Consider the following 26,191-nt stretch of genomic DNA (forward strand, 5'->3'; position numbering starts at 1 on the left):
TTTTTGTTTTCTGTTCTTTTTTAGTAATATAAAGTGAGGAATAAATTAATATTCTATCAAAGTAAAAAATAAAATTATTATTATGTATATAAACATTAGCTTGTGAAAAGTGCGACTGAAATAGAGGTTGAAAAATATAGATATTGTAATGGTGAATTATTGGAAAGGGTTTAATTTTGTCAAAGAAAATAGGTGGAGGTAAAAATAAATCCTAGAAAGATTTATACATGAAATATTATTTTGATATAAATAAAAATGTAAAAGACGGTTTCGTACAATATCGAAACCGTCTTTTTGTATTCATTAGTGCTGATTCTGTTTGCGAGCTTGCTCTGGTGTATCCAGTCCAGTTGCACCCGGATATTGTAGTGATTGGTCACGGTCAGATTCAACGCGGCGTGATTCTCTTAGTTTTCGTTCTTGACGATCTTTACCCATAATGAATAGCACCTCCTTATTAAAAGTGTTGCTGTTATATGAAAAAACTATGCGTGAAGAAAGTGGATTAACTTTCATAAAAAGTTCCCATAATGGAAAACATAGGAGGTGAAATGATGGAAGGGAGTACTTTTTATTTTGTAGCTTGGATAGGGTGGATTGTCGTAACTTTTCTTATGAAAAAGGACTCTATTCGGTGGAAGATAAGCGCCTGTATATTGGTTTTTATTATTTGCTCTCCGTTACATGTAACGATTGCTTCATTCACGGTATCAGTAAATGCACTTTTGCTTTGTATTGTAGCTTTTATAGGAATCACGCTCTATTCTATTTGGAAAAAATTATATAGCTTACTTTCGGCACTTATTATTGCAATGTTATATACAAGTTTTCATCTGTTAGAAGTATATGATCCAATTTGGATTGTAGTGGACAGGTTGTTTTTATTAAGTAGTGCTCTTGTGTATGCATCGGTTTTATTACACGAAGATCGCATATTACGATTATGTTCTCTTTATATAGGGATGTTACAGGGAGAATTGTTAGTGACGCTTATTTTTCGGAAACTACATTTCCCTTATGATTACGGTAGTTTAGCGTTTTTTGACATCGTCGCCGTTTCTACATTTTTCATGGCAATTTTGTTTTGGATTGCGAAAGCATCAGTATATATGGAACAGTTCAAGAGGAAAACACGTAAAAGAAAGGCGAGGGTAATACATGACTGAATATACACCGGCCATTTTATGTGGCGTAATAGCGGGGACAGTAACGAGAGTGCTAATGCTTAGGACAGATACGCGGCAATATCCGACGAGGCTCCACGGGAAAATTATTCACATTGCGATGGGATTAATTGCAGCGGCTTTAGGAGCGATTGCGATTCCGTCAATTTTGAAAAAAGATTTTTCTGCCATTACGTTTCTTACGTTAGCAGCAACACAGTTTCGTGATGTGCGTAATATGGAAAGAAATACACTTCAACAATTAGATGGATATGAGCTCGTACCGCGTGGAAATACATACATTGAAGGAATTGCATTAGTTTTTGAAAGTCGCAACTATTTGGCGATGTTAACGTCGTTTGCAACGACGTTTGCGTATATAGGGTTCCGTTCATGGATTGCTGGAGTAATTATGGCTATCATCGCATTTTTTATCGCGAAAAAGTTAATGTCGGGCAGAAGGTTACATGACCTTGTTGATATCGAGCATGTTCCACTTCGCTTTGAAAGAGCGGGGCTGTATATTGATAATATTTACATTATGAATATTGGATTGCCGGCAAGGCAAGAGGAAATTATGAAATATGGAATGGGCTTTATTTTAAGGCCGAAAACAATTGATGCGATGGTGACAATCTCAAACTTAGGACAACGACAGGCTATTTTACATGATGTTTCTGTCGCTTTAGGGATTTATAGAGATTCTGGTACGCCGGCGCTTGTGCCGTTAGCAAAGCGTGATTTAGAAGATGGTAGGGTTGGAATCTTCGTCTTGCCACAAGATCAAGATGCAGAGAAAGCGATAGGTGTCATAGGGAATGTGCCGACGTTAGAAAGTGCTGTTCATATGTCATCGGAAGCCCCGAAAGGAAGGGGAGATAAGGGATGATGTTAGAAAGTGTAATTCTCGCAGTTATTACAACAGCGCCGGAGAAATTTGCTGGTGGTGCCCCCTTGTTTACTTGTGAATCGACAGAGGAATTAGAATTTGTTGCAAATAATTTAGAGGCAATTTTAGATGGTATTGCGCATCGCTTACAAGAGAATGTATATATTATTGTGAAACATTAGCAACGTGTGTTATAATGTGAGGTGTTTTGATACGTTGAGAAATATTCTGGAATGCAAATCCCTTCTTGCACAAAGAAGGGTTTTTTACATAATAAACAGAAGCAAGTTGAAAGGATGAAAGTATATGCCGAAACCAGTAATAGCAATAGTAGGCCGCCCGAACGTAGGGAAATCTACTATTTTCAATAGAATTGTTGGAGAGAGAGTTTCAATCGTAGAAGATATTCCAGGTGTAACGCGCGATCGTATTTATAGCGCTGGAGAATGGTTAAATCATGAATTTAACATTATTGATACAGGTGGAATTGATATTGGAGACGAGCCGTTTTTGACACAAATTCGTCAACAAGCTGAAGTAGCGATTGATGAAGCAGATGTTATCATTTTTATGACAAATGGTCGTGACGGTGTAACAGCAGCGGATGAAGAAGTTGCAAAAATTTTATATCGTTCTAAAAAACCAATTGTTCTTGCGGTAAATAAAGTGGACAATCCTGAAATGCGCAGTGATATATATGACTTTTATGCATTAGGATTTGGGGAGCCATTCCCAATTTCAGGTACACACGGATTAGGATTAGGTGATTTATTAGACGAAGCTGCACAGCATTTTCCAAAGATTGAAGAAGACGGATATGATGAAGATACAATTCGTTTCTCTTTAATTGGACGTCCAAACGTAGGGAAATCATCACTTGTAAATGCTCTTCTTGGTCAAGAGCGTGTAATTGTTAGTAATGTAGCAGGAACAACTCGTGATGCTGTCGATACACCATATAGTAAAGACGGAAAAGATTATGTAATTATCGATACAGCTGGTATGCGTAAAAAAGGAAAAGTGTATGAAAGTACAGAAAAGTATAGTGTACTTCGTGCATTAAGAGCGATTGAACGTTCTGACGTTGTTTTAGTCGTTTTAGACGGTGAAGAAGGAATTATTGAACAAGATAAAAAAATCGCTGGATATGCTCATGATTCAGGGCGAGCTGTCGTTATCGTTGTAAACAAATGGGACGCAGTGAAAAAAGACGAGAAAACAATGAAAGCATTTGAAGAAAACATCCGTGCTCATTTCCAATTTTTAGAGTACGCACCGATTGTGTTCTTATCTGCGAAAACGAGAAAACGTACACAAACGTTAATTCCGGTTATCGATGAGGTAAATGAGAGCCATAGCATCCGTATTCAAACGAACGTATTAAATGATGTAATTATGGATGCGGTAGCGATGAATCCAACGCCAACGCATAACGGTAGTCGTCTGAAGATTTTCTATGCAACACAAGTCGCGGTAAAACCACCGACATTTGTTGTGTTTGTAAACGATCCAGAATTATTGCACTTCTCATATGAGCGCTTCTTAAAGAATCGTTTACGTGAATCATTTGGCTTTGTAGGAACGCCGATTCACATTATCGCTAGAGCAAGAGACTAATGGAGAGGATGTGATTTTATGACAAAAATCACAGTAGTTGGAGCAGGTAGCTGGGGAACAGCGTTAGCGATGGTATTAGCTGACAATGGGCATGATGTACGTATTTGGGGAAATCGTTCTGAACTTATGGATGAGATTAATACAAAACATGAGAATAGTCGATACCTTCCGGGAATTACATTGCCAAGCACAATCGTAGCCTACTCTTCTTTAGAAGAAGCATTAGTAGATGTAAATGTAGTACTTCTTGTAGTACCAACGAAAGCGTATAGAGAAGTACTGCAAGACATGAAGAAATATGTAGCGGGTCCGACTACTTGGATTCATGCAAGTAAAGGGATAGAACCTGGTACGTCAAAACGTATTTCGGAAGTGATTGAGGAAGAAATTCCAGAGGATTTAATAAAAGATGTTGTTGTACTGTCTGGACCGAGTCATGCTGAAGAAGTTGGTTTACGTCAAGAGACAACTGTGACGTCTGCAGCAAAGCGTATGGAGGCGGCTGAGGAAGTACAAGATTTGTTTATGAATAGTTACTTCCGTGTATACACAAATCCAGATATCGTTGGAGTTGAACTTGGTGGTGCGTTAAAAAATATTATCGCGTTAGCTGCTGGGATAACTGATGGTCTTGGATTAGGTGATAATGCGAAAGCGGCACTAATGACACGTGGTTTAACAGAGATTGCTCGTTTAGGAAGAAAAATGGGCGGAAATCCGTTGACGTTTGCTGGTCTAACTGGTATGGGAGACTTAATTGTAACTTGTACAAGCGTTCATAGCCGAAATTGGCGCGCTGGTAATATGCTCGGAAAAGGACACTCTTTAGAAGAAGTGTTAGAAAGCATGGGTATGGTTGTGGAAGGTGTAAGAACAACGAAAGCGGCTCATGAATTGGCAGAGAAAATGGAAGTGGAAATGCCGATTACAGCTGCTTTATATGACGTGCTATTTAATGGGAATGATGTAAAAGATGCAGTAGGCTCATTAATGGGACGTGTTCGAAAACACGAAGTAGAAGCTATACCTGACTTACTTTAAAGAAAAGCGACAGAAGTACATTCGTACTTCTGTCGCTTTTTATTTTTTGGGTCTTTTCACCATTTTTTTATTTTTGCATAGGATGAAGAGTAACTTGAGGAGAGGGTGAAAAGGATGGATAATAACATTTTTAATAACATTGAAAAAGAAGCAAAAGTGAATAAAGAAGATATTTTTAAATTAGCATCATCTGTACAAAATGCGAATTTACGTGATGAGACTGTGCTTCGTCAATTGATTCATCAAGTGGCTCTTATGGCAGGACGTGAAGTGCCGAAAGAACAAGAGGATCAAATTGTAAAAGCGATTATTAACAATAATATGCCGGCAGATTTTGGTTCGTTAAGCAAAATGTTTAAAAAATAAAATATGAGAAACAAAGAGTTTGTAGATTGCATATGATAGCTATGAAAGTATGGGAATAGAGCTGTTTTGGGCATATTTGGTCAACCGAAGCGAGAAATACACTCGCTTCGGTTTTATTTTTGTCTAGAGTAGTGAAAGGTGCGAAAAAACCTGTTGATTAAAGTTATATATTCGTAATTTGTAGTAAAATGTTCTTTTTGTATTTGTTTAAAGATTTTAATTTGTTAAAATAGTATAAAAATAGATTAATGAAAAGGGGTGTGTATATGTCAGAAGGGCTTATAAAAATGTGGTTTGCTTTAGGGGCAATTGGATTTATGTTTTTTGCAGTAAGTTTTATTTTACTAAGTAGATATAAAATAAAGAATAAATTTTTGAAAGGGATTACAGCATTAGTAGCCTACACCCTTATGATTGTGTCAGGAATTGTTATTTTTCTTGTAGTATTTAGTGGACCTGTACAGCAGTAAAGGGAATAGTCTCGAAAATGCAGCATACGGAGCAAGTCATATTTAGTATGAAAAGGTGATTGTTAGTGAAAAAATTACATATTATTTTAATATTTTGTTGTATGAGCCTTTTAACAGGATGTCTGTATCCGAAAGAAAATATGAAACAAAATGCTGTTCCTTATGAAGATCAGCTACAGGTTGTTCAAAAAGCTGTAGTGACATTTAAGGAGCAAAATGATGGGATATTGCCAATTAAGACGAGGGATATGAATACGCCTATTTATCAAAAGTATCCAATCGATTTTCAAAAGATTGCTCCGCGTTACATTCAAGAAGCGCCAGGGAATGCGTATGAAAGTGGAGGGGTATATCAATACGTATTAATAGACGTTGAAACAAATCCGACAGTAAAGTTAATTGATGTTAGGATGGCTGAACAAATTCAGGAATTATCATTAAAGCTTAGGATGTATCGGGATGAACATCAATACCCACCTTTTAAAAAGGTAATTTCAGATGGTGTGTATGAATTAGATTTCAAAAAACTAGGATATAAAGATGTACCGCAAGTGACAAGTCCGTATTCTGGTAAAGGACTTCCTTTTGTAATCAATGAAAAGGGAGAAGTTTATGTTGATTATCGAATCGACTTATATGAAGCGTTGAAAAAAAATGAAGGGCAATTTAAGGAGGGGGAAGATATTCGGAATATACTTTCGAAAGATTCTCCATTTGTACCTGCTTATTCTTTACCGTACACGGTAAAGAATGGAGAACCAATTTTTTTAAAATCATAAGTCATGAACCTTTCTTTTAGTGAATAAGTTCTAGAAGAAAGGTTTTTTATGTTACACAACTTGTGATGCAAACAAAAGGTATTTTTTAATAGTCATATGAAATTGGACAAAATTATATGATATATTGTCCGAACTTCTAGAATACCATTATATTATATCAGATATTATAGACAACGTTAGAGAAGGTATTAGTTGACTATAAACGTGGAATTATTCCCAAAAATATTGAGGGAGGGAATCACTTGGAAAAGGTAGATATTTTTAAAGATATTGCGGAACGCACAGGCGGTGATATTTATTTTGGAGTTGTAGGAGCTGTTCGAACAGGGAAATCAACATTCATTAAAAAATTTATGGAACTTGTAGTTATTCCTAATATTGAGAATGAGTCTGACCGTCAAAGGGCGCAGGATGAACTGCCTCAAAGTGCTGCTGGTCGTACAATCATGACGACGGAACCGAAGTTTGTTCCAAACCAAGCGGTTTCTATCGAAGTAGATGAAGGTCTTGAAGTGAATATTCGATTGGTAGATTGCGTCGGATATACAGTTCCAGGAGCGAAAGGCTATGAAGATGAGAATGGCCCGCGCATGATTAATACTCCTTGGTATGAAGAGCCTATTCCATTCCATGAAGCTGCAGAAATCGGCACACGTAAAGTAATTCAAGAGCATTCAACAATTGGTGTTGTAATTACAACAGATGGAACGATTGGTGAAATTCCAAGAAGAGATTATATAGAGGCAGAAGAACGGGTAGTAAATGAGTTAAAAGAAGTCGGAAAACCTTTCATTATGATCATCAACACTGTACAGCCGTATCATCCAGATACAGAGCAATTGCGTCAAAGTTTATCTGAAGAATATGATATTCCAGTCATTGCGATGAGTGTTGAAAGTTTAAGAGAAACAGATGTGTACAATGTGCTTCGAGAGGCGTTATTTGAGTTCCCGGTATTAGAAGTGAATGTGAACCTTCCGAGCTGGGTAATGGTGTTAAATGAAGGGCATTGGTTACGCCAAAGTTATCAAGAAGCTGTTCAAGAGACTGTTAAGGATATAAAACGTCTTCGTGATGTGGACCGTGTCGTGTGGCAGTTTAGTCAGTATGAATTTATTGATCGAGCGAGCCTAGCTGGCATTGACATGGGGCAAGGTGTAGCAGAGATTGATTTATATGCACCTGATGAATTGTACGATCAAATTTTAAAAGAAGTAGTAGGGGTAGAAATTCGAGGGAAAGATCATTTATTGAAGCTTATGCTCGATTTATCTCATGCGAAGATAGAATACGATCAAGTGGCGGATGCCCTGCGTATGGTAAAGCAAACAGGATATGGTGTAGCGGCGCCTGCGTTAGCTGATATGAGCTTAGATGAGCCAGAAATTATCCGACACGGTTCAAGGTTTGGTGTGAAATTAAAAGCTGTAGCTCCATCTATTCATATGATTAAAGTAGATGTGGAATCTACGTTTGAACCAATCATTGGTACTGAAAAGCAAAGTGAAGAATTAGTTCGTTATTTAATGCAGGATTTTGAAGATGATCCATTATCGATTTGGAATTCTGACATATTTGGACGTTCGCTAAGTTCTATTGTTCGAGAAGGCATTCAAGCGAAACTATCTTTAATGCCAGAAAATGCGAGATATAAATTAAAAGAAACGCTAGAAAGAATTATTAATGAAGGATCTGGCGGATTAATTGCGATTATATTATAAGAAAAAAATCCCTCTCATCGTAGAGGGATTTTTTTAATTTTTGCATATAAAATATAAAAATAAACAGTCATTATCTAATATATTGTTGTAAATTGTCAAGTTTCATCAGATTTTCACATTTTAAGAGTAACAATTTCCTTAAAAATATTGAATTATAAAGGAGAATCGTATAATATAGGCGTTGATAATGATTTATCTACATCTTTGTAGTATAGAATTTGCAAAAATTGCCTACAAATGAAAGTAAGACTCATTTTATGATCATTATACAGTCTTATCTTTGGGAGGAGGTGAATGGCATGAACAAGACAGATTTAATCAATGCTGTTGCAGAAGCAAGTTCCCTTTCTAAAAAGGACGCAACAAAAGCAGTAGACGCTGTTTTTGATTCTATCTTAGAAGCTTTAAAACAAGGTGATAAAGTACAACTGATCGGATTCGGTAACTTCGAAGTTCGTGAGCGTGCGGCTCGTAAAGGTCGTAACCCACAAACAGGTGAGGAGATTGAAATCGCTGCAAGTAAAGTACCTGCATTCAAACCTGGTAAAGCGTTAAAAGATGCGGTTAAATAATCCTTACATATTAACAGGGAAGAAGAGTTTCCTTTTTGGAAACTCTTCTTTTTGCTTTTAAAAACATAAATATGCTAGAATGTGTTCGTATCACTTTTAGGTTTTCGGGAGGGCTAGCGGATGGCAAAAGTTAATTTAGAACAAATTGAGCATGCAGTACGCCTTATTTTAGAGGCAATCGGAGATGACCCAAATCGTGAGGGAGTACTTGATACACCAAAGCGTGTTGCAAAAATGTACGCAGAAGTGTTCTCAGGTATGCATGAAGATCCGAAAGAACATTTGCATAAAGTGTTCGGAGAAGATCACGAGGAGCTTGTACTAGTAAAAGATATACCGTTTTATTCGATGTGTGAGCATCATTTAGTTCCATTCTATGGAGTTGCTCACGTTGCATATATTCCGCAAGGCGGAAAAGTGACAGGGTTAAGTAAATTAGCTCGTACTGTAGATACAATTGCACGTCGTCCACAACTGCAAGAACGTATTACATCAACAGTAGCGAACTCTATTATGGAAGTACTAGAGCCACATGGTGTAATGGTAGTAGTAGAAGCGGAACATATGTGCATGACGATGCGTGGTGTGAAAAAGCCAGGCGCGAAAACAGTAACAACAGCAGTGCGTGGTGTGTTAGAAAACGATGCAGCGGCACGTAGTGAAATTTTATCTTTTATTAAATCGAAGTAAAGAAAAGTAGGAAACTGCTTTTCTTTTTTTTTTATGTAAATAAATGATATAGTTTTAGCAAGACAGAGTGAGAATAGTAAGACTACTTACAAGAATGAAAGATGTTATTTCATTTGGTGAAAGTTTGGAAAGAGTAGCCAAGTTTTGGTTATAGAAAATAGAATGTATGTGTTATAATAAGTTTTATGAATTAGAAAACAAGGGTGATTTTTGTGTGTGACATCTACGGAGGGTATGCGGGTATAAGAGAGAAATTGATGGAGAAATTGCGCCATCCTTATTTTATAAACTATATTGAAGAACCATATATTGATGAAGAGAAAATAGCATTGTTATATGGTGCTTTAAAAAGTGCAAAATTACATATAGAACAAATTGAGCATTATGTAGTAACGATTATGCTTGTTCAAATTGCGCTTGATACACATGAAAGAGTATCAAATAAGGCAGGGGAAGAAGCGGTTGAATCGCATAAACGTCGTCAGTTAACGGTACTTGCTGGTGATTACTATAGTGGGTTATATTATTACTTATTGTCTATGAATCGTGATATTATTTTAATTCGTGCGCTTGCTGAAGGAATTAAAGAAATTAATGAACACAAAATAATGTTATATCAAAAAGCGCATAAAACGATGGATGACATAATGGAAAGTGTAGTAACGATTGAGTCTGCACTCTTACAAAAAACATGTGATCATTTTCATTTATCGCATTGGAAGCCATTTATAACGTATGTACTAGGGAAAAATCGTCTTCAAAAAGAATGTGAACGATACGCTGATAAACAACATTCACCTGTTTTTCAAGCTGTTCAAGAGATTTTGAACGATAAAGCGGATGCAGAAGCTGTTATTAATGGATGGATGATGGAACTCGAAAAGAAAGAAAATCAATTTTTAGAAAATCACACAGATATAAGCGAAATAAATTCTGTGTTAAGAGATAAATCGAAGACATAAGCAATTTTACATTGGAAGAAGGTACGAGCATGCAACAATCAAAAGAAGAAAGAGTACATGATGTATTTGAGAAAATCTCTGATAAATACGATGTGATGAATTCTGTAATTAGTTTTCAAAGACATAAAGCGTGGCGTAAAGAGACGATGCGCATTATGGATGTAAAACCAGGTAGTAAAGCACTTGATGTATGCTGTGGGACAGCGGACTGGACAATTGCACTAGCTGGTGCGGTAGGTGAACAAGGCAAGGTTGTTGGTTTAGACTTCAGTGAAAATATGTTATCTGTCGGTAAGCAAAAGGTAGAGGCGTTACAATTAAAACAAGTAGAACTTCTACATGGGAATGCAATGGAACTTCCATTTGAAGATAACACATTTGATTATGTAACGATTGGATTTGGTTTACGTAACGTACCGGATTATATGCACGTATTAAAAGAAATGACGCGTGTAGTAAAACCAGGTGGCAAAGTAATTTGTTTAGAAACATCTCAACCAACAATGATTGGTTTTCGACAAGGGTATACTTTATACTTTAAATATATCATGCCGTTATTTGGAAAGTTATTTGCGAAAAGTTATAAAGAATATTCATGGCTGCAAGAATCTGCTAGTACATTCCCAGGTATGAAAGAATTGGCTAATATGTTTGAAAAAGCTGGACTTGAACGTGTACAAGTGAAGCCGTTTACTTTTGGGGTAGCAGCGATGCATTTAGGTATTAAACCAGAATCAAAATAGAAAAAAGAAGTTTTAGGTTAAGGTGAACAATATGAAGTTACAACTTATGTACTCTTTTTTACGATCGGATATTAATGTGATAGAAAAAGAATTAAAAAAGACAGTTGCTTCTGAACAGCCATTGGTAGAAGAGGCGGCATTGCAACTTATTGAAGCTGGTGGGAAGCGAATTCGTCCTGTATTTGTGTTACTTGCGGGGAAATTTGGAGATTATAAGTTAGATGCAATTAAGCATGTAGCTGTTGCATTAGAACTTATTCATATGGCTTCTCTTGTTCATGATGATGTTATTGATGCTGCTTTTTTACGACGTGGTAGTGCGACTGTGAATGCGAAATGGGGAGATCGTATTGCAATGTATACAGGGGACTATTTATTTGCTAAGTCTCTTGAATGTATAACAAATATCGAAATTCCGGAGGCGCATCAGGCGCTATCGCATACCATTTTAGAAGTGTGTAAAGGTGAAATAGAACAAATTAAAGATAAATATAACTATGATCAAAATTTAAGAACGTATTTAAGAAGAATAAAGCGAAAAACAGCGTTATTAATTGCTGCGAGTTGCCAACTAGGAGCGATTGCTGCTGGTGCTAATCGTGATACGGTAAGTCGTCTATTTTGGTACGGATATTTCGTAGGGATGTCGTATCAAATTATTGATGACATTTTAGATTTCGTTTCCACAGAAGAGAAACTGGGCAAACCTGCTGGTGGTGATTTGTTACAAGGAAATATTACGCTTCCTGCTCTATACGCTATGGAAGATCCGATGCTTCGCAAAAAAATCACATCTGTACATGAAAATACAACAGCGGATGAAATGAAAGAAATTATTGAGGCTGTAAAGAATAGTGCCGCTATTGATAAAGCATTTGCATTTAGTGAACGTTATTTACATAAAGCATTAGAAATTATAAAACCACTCCCACGTGGACAAGCAAAGTATGCATTACAAAATGTAGCAAAGTATATTGGAAAACGAAAATTTTAGTGTTTTTTCTAAAAAATAAAATAATCTCTCTATTTCAAAACTATTGCACAATTGTGATAAGGGTGTTAATATGTGTGTGGGGATATACAATTACATACATAATTCAGAAGTGGAGAGATTTTTTATGGAAAAAACATTTCTAATGGTAAAACCAGACGGTGTACAACGTGCCTTCATTGGGGAAATCGTAGCTCGTTTTGAGAAGAAAGGCTTTCAATTAGTTGGTGCAAAATTAATGCAAGTCACTCCGGAAATTGCTGGACAACACTATGCTGAGCACACAGAAAAACCTTTCTTTGGTGAATTAGTTGACTTTATTACATCTGGCCCTGTATTCGCAATGGTATGGCAAGGTGAAGGTGTAGTAGATACAGCTCGTAACATGATGGGTAAAACAAGACCACATGAAGCAGCTCCTGGAACAATTCGTGGAGATTTCGGTGTAACTGTTGCGAAAAACATTATCCATGGTTCGGATTCGTTAGAAAGTGCAGAGCGCGAGATTGCTATTTTCTTTAAAGAAGAAGAATTAGTTGACTACTCAAAATTAATGAATGAATGGATTTACTAATTATTTTGAAATAATTTGTAAACGCTTTAATAACTGTGATAATAGTAGAAAGTGCAAGGAGAATAGGGGTATTCTTCTTGCACTTTTTTTATTTCAATTAGTTACGAAGTTAGAGCTGTTATGATATATTGATATGTAAAGTAAAAGGCCTATCGGAGAATAAGCGAATGGCTGATGTATTATATAATTTCTTTCATATTTTTAGAGTAAGGAAGGATAATATTATTGCTTAATATAGCGAGATAAATACATATACGAAAAGAGGAATAACGTATGCGATATATTACAGCTGGTGAATCTCATGGTCCACAACTTACGACGATTATAGAAGGTGTACCAGCAGGTTTACCAATAGTTGCGGCTGATATAAATGAAGAGTTAGCTAGAAGGCAAAAGGGATATGGGCGTGGTAGACGCATGCAAATCGAAACAGATCAAGCGCAAATTGTAAGTGGTGTTAGACATGGAGTGACATTAGGCTCTCCAATTGCACTTGTTGTTGAAAATCGTGATTTTACACATTGGACAAAAATTATGGGCGCAGAGCCTTTAACGGAACAAGAAGAAAAAGAAATGAAAAGGAAAGTAACAAAGCCAAGACCTGGACATGCTGATTTAAATGGTGCGATTAAATATGGACATAGAGATATGAGGAATGTACTGGAACGTTCTTCAGCACGCGAAACGACAGTACGTGTTGCTGCTGGTGCGGTTGCTAAAAAAGTGTTAGCGGAACTTGGTATTACAGTGGCAGGCCATGTAATTGAAATTGGTGGTGTTGCAGCTAAGGAAATTTCGTATAGTTCAATTGAAGAACTAAAAAGTATTACAGAAGCATCACCTGTACGTTGCTTAGATGAAGAAGCTGGTAACCAAATGATAAAAGCAATTGATGATGCGAAAGCAAATGGTGATTCAATCGGTGGTATCGTTGAAGTAATTGTGGAAGGAATGCCAATTGGGGTTGGTAGCTATGTGCATTATGACAGAAAACTGGATGCAAAATTAGCAGCCGCAATTATGAGCATTAATGCCTTCAAAGGTGTCGAGATTGGAATTGGTTTTGAAGCAGCGCATAGACCTGGAAGTGAAGTTCATGATGAAATTCTGTGGAATGAAGAGCATGGATATACACGAAGAACAAATAATGCAGGTGGATTAGAAGGCGGTATGACAACTGGAATGCCAATTGTTGTGCGCGGTGTGATGAAACCGATACCTACACTATATAAACCTCTTCAAAGTGTAGATATTGATACGAAAGAGCCTTTTACAGCGAGCATTGAACGTTCAGACAGTTGCGCTGTTCCAGCAGCTAGTGTCGTTGCAGAAGCGGTTGTGGCTTGGGAATTAGCGACAGCTTTAATAGAACAATTCGGATTAGATCGTATGGATCTTATTCGTGAAAATATTGAGAAACATAATGAATATGCGAGGGGATTTTAATGGGAAACATACATATTCAAACGAAATCAAAAGAATATGATGTACATGTAGGGAAAGAATCGTTGTCACATTTGACAACAATCGTTCAAAACATGCAGCCATCTGTATCAAACATTATGATCATTTCAGATGAAGCTGTGGCGTCTTTCCATTTACAGACAGTTGTAGATGCATTGCAAATAGAGCAAAAAGTATTTTCATTCGTTGTACCGAGTGGTGAAAAAGAGAAGTCTTTTGAAAATTTCTATGCGGCTCATACGTCAGCTCTTGAAAATAAATTAGATAGAAATTCTTTAATTATTGCACTTGGAGGCGGGATGATTGGAGATTTAGCTGGCTTTGTTGCTGCGTCGTTTATGCGTGGAATCCGCTTCATTCAAGTTCCAACAACTTTATTAGCTCACGATAGCGCAGTAGGTGGGAAAGTAGCAATTAATCATCCGTTAGGTAAAAATATGATAGGGGCATTCCATCAACCAGAAGCAGTTGTATATCATACGCCGTTTTTACAGTCTCTTCCTGAAAAAGAATGGCGTTCAGGTTATGCAGAAGTGATAAAGCATGCTCTTATTGGTGATGTAAAGCTGTATCATTGGCTAAAAGAAGAAGTGCAAACATTAGCAGACCTTCGTGATGAAAAGTTAATCCATATATTAACGAAGGCGATTCCGGTAAAGGCGAATATTGTAGCGCAAGATGAAACAGAAAAAGGTGTACGTGCTCATTTGAACTTTGGACATACGTTAGGCCATGCTCTTGAAAAAGAGCTAGGATATGGAAATATTACTCACGGTGACGGAGTAGCGGTTGGAATGTTATTTGCCTTGTTTTTAAGTGAGCAAGTGTACAAGATTGATCTTTCCTATGAAGAGATGAAGCAGTGGTTCTTAAAGTACGGCTATCCAAAAATGCCAAGTGATTTGAATGTAGAGCGTCTCGTTCAATTGATGAAACAGGATAAGAAAGCGAATGCTGGAGCAATTCATATGGTGCTAATGCAGGAATATGGGGTAGTGAATGTCGTATCTATTCCAGATGAGACTGTTCATATTGCGTTAGAGGCATTTCAAAAGGATATGGCTTAAGAAGTGCGAAGTGCTTGTTTAGAGGTATTCTCGTAATAGTGGCGGTTAAGATAAACGATTAAAGTGCGGATTACAACCGTATTGTAATCGAATTGAATAAAATGACTGGGGGAAGAAAAATGAGAGTGAAAGAGCAATTGTTAACTTTGAGAGCATATGTACCTGGGAAAAACATTGAAGAAGTACAAAGGGAATATGGATTATCAAAAATTGTGAAATTAGCATCGAACGAAAATCCATTCGGTTGCTCAGCACGCGTAACAGAAGCATTAACTTCTTTAGCGAGTCAATACGCTCTTTATCCAGATGGATATGCCTTTGAACTTCGGACACAAGTAGCAAAACATTTAGGTGTTAAAGCAGAACAACTGTTATTTGGTAGTGGGTTAGATGAAGTCATTCAAATGATTAGCCGTGCATTACTACACGAAGGAACAAATGTTGTAATGGCGAATCCAACATTCTCGCAATACCATCACCATGCTGTTATTGAAGGGGCAGAAGTTCGTGAAGTACTACTGAAAGATGGCATTCACGATTTAGATGCGATGTTACAGCAAGTAGATGATAAAACGAAGATTGTATGGATTTGTAATCCGAATAATCCAACAGGTACATATGTAGAGAAACAAAATGTACTTTCATTTTTAGAATCAGTTCCTAAGTCAGCGCTCGTTATTATGGACGAAGCATATTATGAATATGCGGGGGCTGAAGACTATCCGCAAACATTACCACTTCTTGAAAAGTATGAAAATCTTATGGTTTTACGCACGTTTTCAAAAGCATATGGTTTAGCTGCTTTCCGTATTGGATATGCGGTTGGTAATGAGAAGTTAATTGGGCAGCTAGAAGTAGCAAGGTTACCATTTAATACATCGACTGTAGCGCAATCTGTAGCACTCGCTGCATTAGAAGATCAAGCATTTTTACAAGAATGTGTAAAAAAGAATGAAGAAGGATTAAATCAATATTACGCATTTTGTAAGGAATATAACGTATTCTATTATCCATCTCAAACAAATTTCATTTTCTTAAAGCTCGGTATTCCTGGTAATGAGGCTTTCGAACGATTAATGAAGAAAGGCTATATTGTTCGTTCTGGTGCTGCGTTTGGTATACATGATGGTATTCGTATTACTGTCGGTTTGAAAGAAGAAAATGATGAGATTATTGAACTATTGAAAGAGATTGTAAACGAGCAAGTAAAGAAAGAAGAAACATACTCTTAAGAGTTTGTGAAGGCTCCTAATATAGGAGTCTTTTTTATTTAAATAAAGAAGAAGGACTGTAAAGAGTTCGTGCGGGCCAATAATTAATAAGGGAAGTTATTTGCACGGTAATGAAATAAAACGGTACAATAGAAAGTAGTAATGCGGTATCGGTGTCATATTCGAATCGTTATTAGTGAAAGTATAAGAAGAAGTATGCCCTTTCTAAAGGTTGCGTTGTTACACCTAGTTGCTTATGATAAAGTGAAACTTTAATCAGTAAGGGGGTGCTCATCCCCTCACTGATTATTAGCTCGAACCAATCGGGGTAAATGAACAGAAAAGAATATTTTTTAGAATTAAAGGAGACGTTTATGCAAAAGTTTGAACAAGCGGTTTCATATATTGAAAATGGTGAAGCGGAAAAAGGATTACAATTATTAAAAGAACAATTAAAAATTGCGAATGATGAAGAAAAGTATGATATCGCTCGCTATTATCATACACTTGGATTTACGGATGAAGCGTTAGCTATTACAGAAGACTTGCGTTTATTGTATCCGGAAGAAAGTGAATTCACTGTATTTTTAGCAGAATTATATATTGATCTAGATAAAGAAGATGAAGCGATTGAAGTGCTTCATGATATTCCGGAAAATGATGATTTATATGTTCAATCGTTATTACTTGTTGCGGATTTATTCCAAATGCAAGGTTTCGATGATGTAGCAGAACAAAAACTATTAAAGGCGAAAGAAATGATGCCTGACGAGCCTGTTATTACGTTTGGATTAGCAGAGTTATATAGTAGTAAAGGGGAAGAACAAAAAGCAATCACTTATTATGAGTCGCTATTAGCGGAACATAAAGTAATGGGTGGTGTAGTCATTGCACTTCGCCTTGCAGAAACGTTAAGTGCGATTGGAAATTGGGAAGAAGCGATTTCTTACTACGAAGCAGGTTTTGAGGAACAAAAAGATATCCACTCATTATTTGGATATGCCTTCACATTATACCAAGGTGAAGAATTCCAAAGAGCAATTGGTGCTTGGCAAGAACTAAAAGAATTAGATCCTGAGTATGCATCGCTTTACATGTATTTAGCGAAAAGCTATGAAAAAGAGGGAATGCTTCAAGAAAGCTATGAAACACTTCATGAAGGAATTAAAGTAGATGAGCTTTCTGTACCATTTTATGTAGAACTAGCGAACATTGCAGCGAAATTAGGAAAAATAGAGGAAGCAGAGGAAGTGCTTCAAAAAGCGCTTGAGTTAGATCCAGGACATTTAGGTGCAACATTAAAATATGCGTATATTTTAAAGGAACAAGAAAAATATGAAGAGCTAATTGCTGTTGTAGAGCGTGCGATTGACAGCGGAGAACCAGATACACAACTACTTTGGGACCTTGCGTTTGCAAAAAAACAATTAGAAATGTATTCGGATGCATTAAAACACTATGAAAGTGCATATACTTCTTTTAAGAATCATCCAGACTTCTTGGAAGAGTACGGTTATTTCTTATTGGAAGAAGGTATGCGAAAAGAGGCGAAAGAAGTATTTACTCAGTTAATACAACTAGACCCGACACAAATTCATATTGAAGAATTGTTATATAATTTAGAGGATTTTTCATAAGTTGGAAGGAAACTGAATGCCGCTTCTTGAATCTAAAAAGAAAAGAGCAAGACAGAGGAGGGACTTAATTGCTATGAATACCCCTGTTTCTGTAAACGAGAAGAAGGATTTTGTAAAATGGTTTTTGAATAATTACCAACTGAAACAGCGTGAATGTGTATGGATTTTGAATTATTTAATGAGTCACGACCAATTAATGCATAAAGTCCACTTCGTAGAGCATGCAAAATATTGTCCGCGTGGTTTAGTGATGTCCGCGAATTGTGTGAAAGACACACCATTTCACTTTTTTAAACAAAATGTTATGACAACAGATGCTGAAAAATCGTTTCATGATATTCGTTTAAATCGAGATGAGGATATTTATATTCAACTCAATTTTAAATCATCGTTTCAAAATGCCAATTATGTAGCTGTATTAGAAGAAAACCCGTATTTACCAAAGCATATTGAAGTAAATGAAAAAGATCGTTTACTTGCAGAAAGATTTTTAGAAGAAAGTGTATTTTCTTTTAGAAGAGAACGTATTTTAAAACAAATTGATGAAGCGTTGGATAAGCAAGATAAGGAAGCGTTTCATAGGTTAACAGCGGAGTTAAAGATGTTATAAAATTCATTTGGATTCATAAAATTTTACAAATTTCAGACTTTTTTAAGAAAAACTACCTTAATATAGGTAGTTTTTCTTTTTTTACCTCTTTTAGTATGGTTTAATATATATAAAGTGAAAGTTCTGTCATTTATAGGTGAGGGGAGGGGAGAAATTTGAAATGGATTGTAAAAGATGTGGAACAGTTTGAGCAAGCAAGAGAGTATGTAGATACAGGTGTAATACCACTTTTATCAATTTCGGCAGCAAAAGAAATGAAAACAGTAGTAGAACAAGGTGAATTTATCGAATTGTTGAGCATGGAGTTGGAAAGAGAATATAAAGGAAGAGTGCTGTTATTACCTGCATTTACGTATTTAGTAGAAAGTCAAAAAAATGAAAAAGATCGTTTGCAAGAATGGACAAATCATTTACAAAAGCAAGGTTTTAAGCATATTACTTATGTTACAAGTGATTTTTCATGGAAAGAAGATATGCAAGAATTACAGGGAGATTTATTTTGGTTCCCTTCATTAGCGTTAGACCAATTTAGTGATCAAGCGAAAAGAGAAGTTATTCATGCACATATAAAAAATATAATGGTGATGTTAGAAGAAAAATGGGGGAAATAATAAACAGAAAGTTCTTATTATTATGAGTAGTATGATATTGACCTGTGCATGAGCGTATTATATCATGATAGTGTCCTAGTATTTATTTTTTATATAATTTATCACGAGGGGACAATTTCTGATAGAGGGGGGAAATTTTCGTGAGCGAGAAAGAACATCGTGTGTCAAGAAGACAGTTTTTAAATTATACCCTTACAGGGGTAGGAGGCTTTATGGCAGCGGGTATTTTAATGCCGATGACGCGATTTGCACTTGATCCGGTGTTAAGAAAAGAAGCTGGAACGGATATGGTTGCTGTTGCACAAGTGAAGGATATTACAACAGAGCCGAAACGTTTCGACTTTAAGGTGAAGCAGGTTGATGGTTGGTACAAGTCCGAAGAGCCAAAATCAGCTTGGGTTCATAAAGATGAAAGCGGAGACATTGTTGCATTCTCTCCAGTATGTAAACATTTAGGATGTACAGTTAACTGGAATTCGGACAAAGCACATCCAAATCAATTCTTTTGTCCATGTCACGGGGGCCGTTACACAAAAGACGGGATGAACATTAAAGGCACGCCGCCCCTTGCTCCGCTTGATGTATACGAGTCCAAAGTAAAAGATGGAACGCTGTATTTAGGCAAAGCGAAGCCAAAAGGGGGTGCAAAGTAGATGCTAAATAAAATTTATGATTGGGTAGATGAAAGGTTAGATATTACACCAATATGGCGTGATATCGCTGATCATGAGGTACCTGAACATGTAAACCCGGCACATCACTTTTCTGCATTCGTTTATTGCTTTGGAGGACTTACCTTTTTCGTTACTGTAATTCAAATTTTGTCTGGAATGTTTTTGACGATGTATTATGTGCCTGATATTAAAAATGCTTGGGAATCGGTTTATTATTTACAAAATGAAGTTGCATACGGACAAATTGTTCGTGGTATGCACCACTGGGGTGCTAGTCTCGTCATTGTAATGATGTTTTTACATACACTTAGAGTTTTCTTCCAGGGTGCATATAAAAAGCCTCGTGAGTTAAACTGGATTGTTGGTGTTCTTATTTTCTTTGTTATGTTAGGTCTTGGTTTTACCGGATATTTATTACCGTGGGATATGAAAGCATTATTTGCTACGAAAGTAGGGATTCAAATTGCAGAGCAAACACCGCTCATTGGTCCTTATATTAAAACATTACTCGCTGGTCATTCCGAAATTGTTGGCGCTCAAACATTAACTCGCTTCTTTGCTATTCACGTCTTCTTCTTACCAGCAGCACTTCTAGGTTTAATGGCCTTCCACTTCATCATGATTCGCAAACAAGGTATTTCCGGTCCGCTATAAGAGATTGCTAAATTAAAGGGGAAAGAACTAAAGGAGGGAGATTATGCATCGCGGCAAAGGGATGAAGTTTGTAGGAGATTCTCGGGTACCAGTAGCTCGGAAACCAAATATTCCAAAAGACTATTCTGAATACCCAGGAAAAACAGAAGCGTTTTGGCCGAACTTCTTGTTAAAAGAATGGATGGTTGGTGCAGTTTTTTTAATCGGTTATTTATGTTTAACAGTGGCGCATCCGTCACCGCTTGAGAGAATGGCGGATCCAACTGATGCGGGATATATACCACTTCCAGATTGGTATTTCTTATTCTTGTATCAGTTATTAAAGTATTCTTATGCTTCTGGCTCATTTACTGTAATTGGGGCGTTTATTATGCCAGGGATTGCGTTTGGCGCATTACTGTTAGCTCCATTTCTTGATCGAGGACCAGAAAGACGCCCATTGAAGCGTCCTGTAGCAACTGGGTTTATGCTTTTAGCAATTGCATCAATTATCTTTTTAACTTGGGAATCTGTAGCACACCACGACTGGGAAGCTGCAAAAAAACAAGGAGCAATTGTAAAAACAGCACCAGTTGATAAAAATGATGACGGCTATAAATTAATGCAAAAAAATACTTGTTTAACGTGTCACGGTGACAATTTACAGGGCGGGGCAGCGGCACCAGCACTGCAAAATTTAACTTTAAAACCAGAAGAAATTGCTAAAATTGCGAAAGATGGAAAAGGTTCAATGCCTAAAGGCGTATTTAAAGGTACGGATGAGGAATTGAAGAAGCTTTCGGAATTCATTGCCAAGTATAATAAAAAATAATAAAAAGCTGACTACAAAAAATTGTAGTCAGCTTTTTATTTTGATGAAAGAAAGTTTACTATATAATAGAGTAGAGTTTGAGGAAAGAATGACTTTGTTTGAAAGGTGTTGGACATACAACTTGGTTTACTTGTATGCAATGTTAAGACAACGCTCTGTATTATTATTTTTATTAGTTGTTAACATATTAGGTACAATATACGGATTTATATGGTATGGCAATCAATTAAAAGAAACTTCACCTATATTTTGGCCGTTTGTACCCGATAGCCCGATGGCGAGTCTCTTTTTTGTCTTTGTGTTAATTGCTTTTTTAATAAAGAGAAATTGGGGATTAATAGAGGCGCTAGCGATTGTTACTTTAATGAAATATGGTATATGGGCTGTTGTTGTAAATGGGGTTATGATCTATGTAAAAGGTCCTATTGGTCTTATGGGGTATATGTTAATGCTTTCGCATTTTGCGATGGCAGTACAAGGATTGTTATATGCACCGTTTTACCGTATAAAAAAATGGCATTTTGCGCTAGCGGCTATATGGACATTACATAATGATGCGATTGATTATTTATTTTGGCAAATGCCGAGATATGGAATTATGCATTTGTTTGTAGAAGAAATTGGTTATTTTACGTTCTGGCTAAGTATTGCAGTGCTTTGTATTACATACTATTATTGCTTACGTGAGAACCGAAAACAGTTTTCTTTATGAACATTTAGGGGGAGAAAATGAAGAAGAATAAGAGTGGTACAAAAATATGGGATCGATTGATTACGATAGTTGTTTCATATAGCATAGCATTTTCTATATTTGCACTCGCAACAACGGCGGTTGTATACGGAAAATGGCTATATTATTTTGAAATTGATTTTTTAAACATTCCAGACTTAGCGGATATGACGAAGGCTGATATTAAAAGAAATTACGATGTGCTGATCACATATTTATCGCCGTTTTATGATGGAGCATTGCAGTTGCCAACATTAGATATGTCTACAAATGGCAGTATTCATTTTGTAGATGTTAAAAATATTTTAGTAAAGATTCAATATGTGATGTATGCGACAATTATGATTGCAATAATAGGGGGGATTTATTTATTAAAAAAGAAAAATGAAAAGTTTTTACTGCACGGATCGATTTTAACAATTATCTTTCCGATAGCGCTGATGCTACCAATCGCTATTAATTTTGAAAAGAGTTTTGTATTATTCCATAAGCTTTTATTCAGTAATGATTATTGGATGTTTGATATTGAAACGGATCCAATTATATTAATGTTACCAGAAGAATTCTTTATGCATGCTGCGTGTGCAATTTTATTATTTATTTTATGCGGCAGCATACTTTGTTACAGCTTGTATAGATATTTCGTAAAAAAGAAAAGGATTACAAAGGAAAAATTCTCTGTTTAAAGAGAATTTTTTTGTTTGTAAAACGATAATATATTTTTTGGTCCAGTTCTGTTCTATTCTTGTCCCAATTCACATATTTTGTACTAGTAGTTATAGGGGGGACCGTGATGAAGAGAACATTAATTGGATTGATAGCATTTCTAATTATAATGTTTCCGTTACGTATATATGCTGAAGAGTGGAGTGAACTAACGGGTTTGTTAGACGACTCATTACAATTAGTGAAGCGTAATGAAGATGAAAAAGCAGTACAAGTATTACAACATTTCTCGGAGCAGTTTGTCATAAAGGGGAATGAAAAGAAGCAAGAAGTAACGCCAGATCAATTTAGAGTTATTTCTTTAGCTTACGACACGGCGAAGCAATCTCTCTCGGAAACAGATTTAGGTAAACAAGTTAAAATTGATAATGTGTTAGCCCTGCAGCTCGCTGTTGATGCTCAAGTGTCGAAATATCAACCACTTTGGATGGAAAGAGAAAGAAAAGTAATGGGTGCCTTTTCTCAAATGGAAAAAGCGATGAAAAAAGAAGATACGGGACAGTTTCAACAAACGTTAAACACATTTTTACATGAATTTAACATTATTTATCCAAGCTTAATGATTGCCCTGCCAGAAAACGAAGTGCAACGTGTAAACGCCCATTTATCTTATTTGGATGAATTTCGTAACGTTATGTTAAAAACGAAAGGTGGGCAAATGCAATTAGGAATCATTAAAGGGGATTTGCAAAAAATATTTCACACAGTAAAAAAAGATGAAATTGCACCCTCTCTCATTTGGTTTATGACAATTACTGGAGGTCTTATTTTATTCACATTAACTTATGTTGGATGGAGAAAGTATAAAGGAGAGAGAGAAAAAAGAAAAAGTAATGTTCACTCTAAGAATAGATAATGTAATAAATAAAGATACGGATTGTAAGGTTTATTCATTGACAATGATGACAGAAGAAAATAGAATGAGAAGTACTATAATTAAAACTTCAATGGAGGTTCAGAGGTTCATGATGTTTTATTTAATTTACTTCGCGATCATAATGATCATACCGTTGTATGCACAGTCAAAAGTACGTAGTGCCTATAGCAAGTATTCACAAGTTTATTCAACATCAGGTATGACAGGAGCGGAAGTGGCTCGGAAAATTTTAGATGAGAATGGATTATACAACGTAGCTGTAGAAGAAACACCAGGTCATTTATCAGATCATTATGATCCAACTGCGAAAACAGTTCGATTATCAACCGATAACTATTACGGTCATTCAGTTGCTGGTACAGCAGTAGCGGCACATGAAGTAGGACACGCAATTCAAGACGCAACAGATTATAACTTTATGCGTATTCGTCATTCGTTAGTTCCTGTGGCGAATTTTGGATCGAATATATCATGGGTATTTATTATGATTGGTATATTTGCGACAATGTCAAAACTATTGTTATTAGGAATTATTTTAATGGCAGCAGGTGTTGTGTTCCAACTCGTTACATTACCAGTTGAGTTTGATGCATCCAAGCGTGCAATGCAACAAATTGAAGCGTTAGGTATCGTATCAACAGATGAGTATGGCCAAGCTCGTAAAGTATTAAATGCGGCAGCATTAACATATGTAGCGGCTGCAGCTGTAGCGGTATTTGAATTATTACGTCTCGTATTAATGTATACAGGTATGCAGCGTAGCGACGACTAAAGACTATCAATTTTGATAGTCTTTTTTTGTTTTGTGAATTGAATTATATAATGTATTACAAATAGAAATAATAGAAGCAATGCGGAAAGGCGGTGGGGGAAATGAAATATCCAAGCCATTTAGTAAAACAAGTGAAAGAACGTAGTGCTCCTTATCAGTTAGAAGGCTTTTTAAGTGGGCAAGGTCCTGAAAATCCAAAATTTATGTTGCTAGGAGAAGCACCTGGTGAAACGGAAATTCATAATGGAATTCCGTTTAGCGGGAGAGCAGGAAAACAATTAATGGTTTTTTTAGAACATATTCACGTTACTAGGGAAGAAGTATATATTACGAGCGCTGTCCGGAGTAGACCTTATAAGTGGCGAGAGAAAAAAGAAAGAAATGGTGAAATCATACAGAAAAAGTATAATAGAACACCAAATCAAGGAGAAATACTCGCCCATGCCCCTTTGTTAGATTATGAACTGGAGAAAATAAACCCGAAGCTTATCGTCACACTTGGAAATATCGGCCTTCAACGTTTAACAGGAAAAAATAAAAAAATAACTGATGTTCACGGACAATTATTAAAACAGCCCATTCAAAAATTAAAGGATATGCAAAGCGCAGAGTTTACATGGTCAGAGAAAGAATATTATATTTTCCCGACTTTTCATCCTGCTTCCATTTTTTATAATAGGAGTTTATTGGAGCTTATTTATGAGGATTTAGAGAAACTTAAAAAATATGTAATAAAAAACTAGAAAAGCTAGAGAGCTTTTCTAGTTGCGTTTATGTATGTAACGGATTTTTATTTTCATCTAATGTAAAACCTTCACCAACTACATCATGTACGTCACTTACAGCAACAAAGGCATGAGGGTCTACAGAAGTAATAATATTTTTTAATTTCACGATTTCATTTTTAGCAACAACGCAATATAATACGTTCCGTTCTATTTTTGTATACGATCCAACAGCTTTTAAAAAAGTGGCTCCGCGTTCCATCTCAGATAAAATTTTGGCAGCAATTTCATCGTTTTTATCTGAGATAATTGTTGCCCCTTTCGCCGCATAGGCTCCTTCTTGCATAAAATCAATGACTTTCGCACCTATAAAAACAGCAACTAACGTATACATGCCCTCGCGGTATGATAAATAGGTAAGAATCGAGACGATGATGACGATAGCATCAAACATAAACATCGTTTTCCCCATACTCCAGCCAACATATTTATGAGCGAGTCTCGCGATAATATCTACACCGCCAGTAGTCCCGCCGTATTTAAATATTATGCCAAGACCGATACCGATAAATGCCCCGGCGAATAGAGCCGCGAGTGTCATATCATTTTGTAAGTTTAAATGTAAGTTGAGAACTTCGTAACGTTGAAAAATCCATAGAAATAAAGATACGCTGAATGTGCCGATTAGTGTATAGATAAATGTCGTTCTTCCAAGTAACTTCCAACCAATAAAAAATATAGGGATATTTAAAATTAAGTTTGAATAAGAAGGATCAAACTTAAAAAGAAAATACAATAATAGTGTAATACCGGTAAATCCACCTTCTGCAAGGTGATTTTCAATATTGATATTCACAATACCGAAAGAAAAAATAGCGGAACCGATTAAAATGAAAATGATATTTCGAATCTTCAAATTTGATATCATATAGAAATCCTCCTAATTATGTAGATTGCATTGCTCCGCTGATACGGTAAAACATAATGATAAGTAATTTCTAGTTGTTAGTAAAAATAGTGCAGGCTATAAAAAATCACAAAAGA

General features: G+C 36.2%; 31 protein-coding genes. 29 read left to right on the plus strand and 2 right to left on the minus strand.

What is annotated here, in order from left to right; translation table 11 throughout:
- Positions 1-303: 303 nt before the first annotated feature.
- On the minus strand, positions 304-438 hold the full coding sequence (locus FS742_RS00215; protein ID WP_000513900.1) for a YpzI family protein: 135 nt from the start codon (positions 436-438) through the stop codon (positions 304-306).
- Positions 439-554: 116 nt separating this feature from the next.
- Here FS742_RS00215 and FS742_RS00220 point away from each other — a divergent pair, with 116 nt between their 5' ends.
- The 29 genes from FS742_RS00220 (at position 555) to FS742_RS00360 (ending at position 25,165) form a co-directional block, all read left to right on the plus strand.
- Positions 555-1,166 carry a YphA family membrane protein gene (locus FS742_RS00220; protein ID WP_144610566.1) on the plus strand — a complete coding sequence of 204 codons (612 nt, stop codon included), beginning with the start codon at positions 555-557 and terminating at the stop codon, positions 1,164-1,166.
- On the plus strand, positions 1,159-2,052 hold the full coding sequence (locus FS742_RS00225; protein WP_144610568.1) for a YIEGIA family protein: 894 nt from the start codon (positions 1,159-1,161) through the stop codon (positions 2,050-2,052). Before FS742_RS00220 ends, FS742_RS00225 begins: the two co-directional genes overlap by 8 nt.
- Positions 2,049-2,234, plus strand: coding sequence for a capping complex subunit for YIEGIA (locus FS742_RS00230; protein WP_061677809.1), 186 nt, complete (start codon positions 2,049-2,051; stop codon positions 2,232-2,234). The genes FS742_RS00225 and FS742_RS00230 overlap by 4 nt, the downstream gene beginning before the upstream one ends.
- Before the next feature lie 124 nt (positions 2,235-2,358).
- On the plus strand, positions 2,359-3,669 hold the full coding sequence (gene der / locus FS742_RS00235) for a ribosome biogenesis GTPase Der (protein ID WP_048527026.1): 1,311 nt from the start codon (positions 2,359-2,361) through the stop codon (positions 3,667-3,669).
- A gap of 18 nt (positions 3,670-3,687) precedes the next feature.
- A complete protein-coding gene (locus tag FS742_RS00240; RefSeq protein WP_144610570.1) occupies positions 3,688-4,710 on the plus strand; it encodes an NAD(P)H-dependent glycerol-3-phosphate dehydrogenase in 1,023 nt (340 codons plus the stop codon).
- A gap of 114 nt (positions 4,711-4,824) precedes the next feature.
- Complete coding sequence (locus FS742_RS00245; RefSeq protein ID WP_000369753.1) at positions 4,825-5,076, plus strand: stage VI sporulation protein F; 252 nt, start codon at positions 4,825-4,827, stop codon at positions 5,074-5,076.
- Between the two features lie 266 nt (positions 5,077-5,342).
- The gene (locus FS742_RS00250; RefSeq protein ID WP_001288995.1) at positions 5,343-5,546 is read left to right on the plus strand and encodes a DUF2768 domain-containing protein; all 204 of its coding nucleotides are present in this window, start codon (positions 5,343-5,345) and stop codon (positions 5,544-5,546) included.
- 65 nt (positions 5,547-5,611) lie between these two features.
- Positions 5,612-6,325, plus strand: a complete 714-nt coding sequence (locus tag FS742_RS00255) for a hypothetical protein (protein WP_144610572.1) — start codon at positions 5,612-5,614, stop codon at positions 6,323-6,325.
- 242 nt (positions 6,326-6,567) lie between these two features.
- A complete protein-coding gene (gene spoIVA, locus FS742_RS00260; protein WP_000416519.1) occupies positions 6,568-8,046 on the plus strand; it encodes a stage IV sporulation protein A in 1,479 nt (492 codons plus the stop codon).
- A 299-nt stretch (positions 8,047-8,345) separates the two neighbouring features.
- Positions 8,346-8,618 (plus strand): HU family DNA-binding protein, encoded by a 273-nt coding sequence (locus FS742_RS00265; protein WP_001043860.1) that lies wholly within the window; start codon positions 8,346-8,348, stop codon positions 8,616-8,618.
- Between the two features lie 120 nt (positions 8,619-8,738).
- A complete protein-coding gene (gene folE, locus FS742_RS00270) occupies positions 8,739-9,308 on the plus strand; it encodes a GTP cyclohydrolase I FolE (protein ID WP_088095776.1) in 570 nt (189 codons plus the stop codon).
- A 212-nt stretch (positions 9,309-9,520) separates the two neighbouring features.
- Positions 9,521-10,270 carry a heptaprenyl diphosphate synthase component 1 gene (locus FS742_RS00275; protein WP_144610574.1) on the plus strand — a complete coding sequence of 250 codons (750 nt, stop codon included), beginning with the start codon at positions 9,521-9,523 and terminating at the stop codon, positions 10,268-10,270.
- A 29-nt stretch (positions 10,271-10,299) separates the two neighbouring features.
- A complete protein-coding gene (gene menG / locus FS742_RS00280; RefSeq protein WP_144610576.1) occupies positions 10,300-11,013 on the plus strand; it encodes a 2-heptaprenyl-1,4-naphthoquinone methyltransferase in 714 nt (237 codons plus the stop codon).
- Between the two features lie 31 nt (positions 11,014-11,044).
- Entirely contained in the window at positions 11,045-12,007 is a 963-nt protein-coding gene (gene hepT / locus FS742_RS00285) for a heptaprenyl diphosphate synthase component II (protein WP_144610578.1), read from the plus strand.
- Between the two features lie 124 nt (positions 12,008-12,131).
- Positions 12,132-12,578, plus strand: coding sequence for a nucleoside-diphosphate kinase (gene ndk / locus FS742_RS00290; RefSeq protein WP_000415885.1), 447 nt, complete (start codon positions 12,132-12,134; stop codon positions 12,576-12,578).
- Positions 12,579-12,851: 273 nt separating this feature from the next.
- The gene (aroC, locus tag FS742_RS00295) at positions 12,852-14,024 is read left to right on the plus strand and encodes a chorismate synthase (protein ID WP_144610580.1); all 1,173 of its coding nucleotides are present in this window, start codon (positions 12,852-12,854) and stop codon (positions 14,022-14,024) included.
- Complete coding sequence (gene aroB / locus FS742_RS00300; RefSeq protein WP_144610582.1) at positions 14,024-15,109, plus strand: 3-dehydroquinate synthase; 1,086 nt, start codon at positions 14,024-14,026, stop codon at positions 15,107-15,109. The genes aroC and aroB overlap by 1 nt, the downstream gene beginning before the upstream one ends.
- A gap of 119 nt (positions 15,110-15,228) precedes the next feature.
- On the plus strand, positions 15,229-16,341 hold the full coding sequence (gene hisC, locus FS742_RS00305) for a histidinol-phosphate transaminase (protein WP_144610584.1): 1,113 nt from the start codon (positions 15,229-15,231) through the stop codon (positions 16,339-16,341).
- A gap of 353 nt (positions 16,342-16,694) precedes the next feature.
- The gene (locus tag FS742_RS00310; protein WP_144610586.1) at positions 16,695-17,957 is read left to right on the plus strand and encodes a tetratricopeptide repeat protein; all 1,263 of its coding nucleotides are present in this window, start codon (positions 16,695-16,697) and stop codon (positions 17,955-17,957) included.
- A gap of 73 nt (positions 17,958-18,030) precedes the next feature.
- Positions 18,031-18,567 carry a ReoY family proteolytic degradation factor gene (locus tag FS742_RS00315; protein WP_144612040.1) on the plus strand — a complete coding sequence of 179 codons (537 nt, stop codon included), beginning with the start codon at positions 18,031-18,033 and terminating at the stop codon, positions 18,565-18,567.
- Between the two features lie 155 nt (positions 18,568-18,722).
- The gene (locus FS742_RS00320) at positions 18,723-19,178 is read left to right on the plus strand and encodes a YpiF family protein (protein ID WP_144610588.1); all 456 of its coding nucleotides are present in this window, start codon (positions 18,723-18,725) and stop codon (positions 19,176-19,178) included.
- A 140-nt stretch (positions 19,179-19,318) separates the two neighbouring features.
- On the plus strand, positions 19,319-19,831 hold the full coding sequence (gene qcrA / locus FS742_RS00325) for a menaquinol-cytochrome c reductase iron-sulfur subunit (RefSeq protein WP_001290419.1): 513 nt from the start codon (positions 19,319-19,321) through the stop codon (positions 19,829-19,831).
- The gene (gene qcrB / locus FS742_RS00330) at positions 19,832-20,506 is read left to right on the plus strand and encodes a menaquinol-cytochrome c reductase cytochrome b subunit (RefSeq protein ID WP_000932700.1); all 675 of its coding nucleotides are present in this window, start codon (positions 19,832-19,834) and stop codon (positions 20,504-20,506) included. It begins immediately after the preceding gene.
- Between the two features lie 43 nt (positions 20,507-20,549).
- Entirely contained in the window at positions 20,550-21,317 is a 768-nt protein-coding gene (qcrC, locus tag FS742_RS00335) for a menaquinol-cytochrome c reductase cytochrome b/c subunit (protein WP_000554600.1), read from the plus strand.
- 121 nt (positions 21,318-21,438) lie between these two features.
- Entirely contained in the window at positions 21,439-22,029 is a 591-nt protein-coding gene (gene lhaT / locus FS742_RS00340; protein WP_144610590.1) for a lipoprotein heptaprenylglyceryl N-acetyltransferase LhaT, read from the plus strand.
- 17 nt (positions 22,030-22,046) lie between these two features.
- On the plus strand, positions 22,047-22,733 hold the full coding sequence (lit, locus tag FS742_RS00345) for a lipoprotein intramolecular transacylase Lit (RefSeq protein ID WP_144610592.1): 687 nt from the start codon (positions 22,047-22,049) through the stop codon (positions 22,731-22,733).
- Positions 22,734-22,840: 107 nt separating this feature from the next.
- Positions 22,841-23,629: a sporulation protein YpjB gene (gene ypjB, locus FS742_RS00350; protein ID WP_144610595.1), complete on the plus strand. Its 789-nt coding sequence runs from the start codon at positions 22,841-22,843 to the stop codon at positions 23,627-23,629.
- 109 nt (positions 23,630-23,738) lie between these two features.
- Positions 23,739-24,422 carry a zinc metallopeptidase gene (locus tag FS742_RS00355; RefSeq protein ID WP_144610597.1) on the plus strand — a complete coding sequence of 228 codons (684 nt, stop codon included), beginning with the start codon at positions 23,739-23,741 and terminating at the stop codon, positions 24,420-24,422.
- A gap of 101 nt (positions 24,423-24,523) precedes the next feature.
- Positions 24,524-25,165 (plus strand): uracil-DNA glycosylase, encoded by a 642-nt coding sequence (locus FS742_RS00360; RefSeq protein WP_144610599.1) that lies wholly within the window; start codon positions 24,524-24,526, stop codon positions 25,163-25,165.
- A gap of 28 nt (positions 25,166-25,193) precedes the next feature.
- Here FS742_RS00360 and FS742_RS00365 read toward each other — a convergent pair whose 3' ends face one another.
- Complete coding sequence (locus tag FS742_RS00365; RefSeq protein WP_144610601.1) at positions 25,194-26,075, minus strand: YitT family protein; 882 nt, start codon at positions 26,073-26,075, stop codon at positions 25,194-25,196.
- Positions 26,076-26,191 lie beyond the last annotated feature (116 nt).

The organism is Bacillus cereus, from assembly GCF_007678085.1.
Lineage (GTDB): Bacteria > Bacillota > Bacilli > Bacillales > Bacillaceae_G > Bacillus_A > Bacillus_A cereus_BE.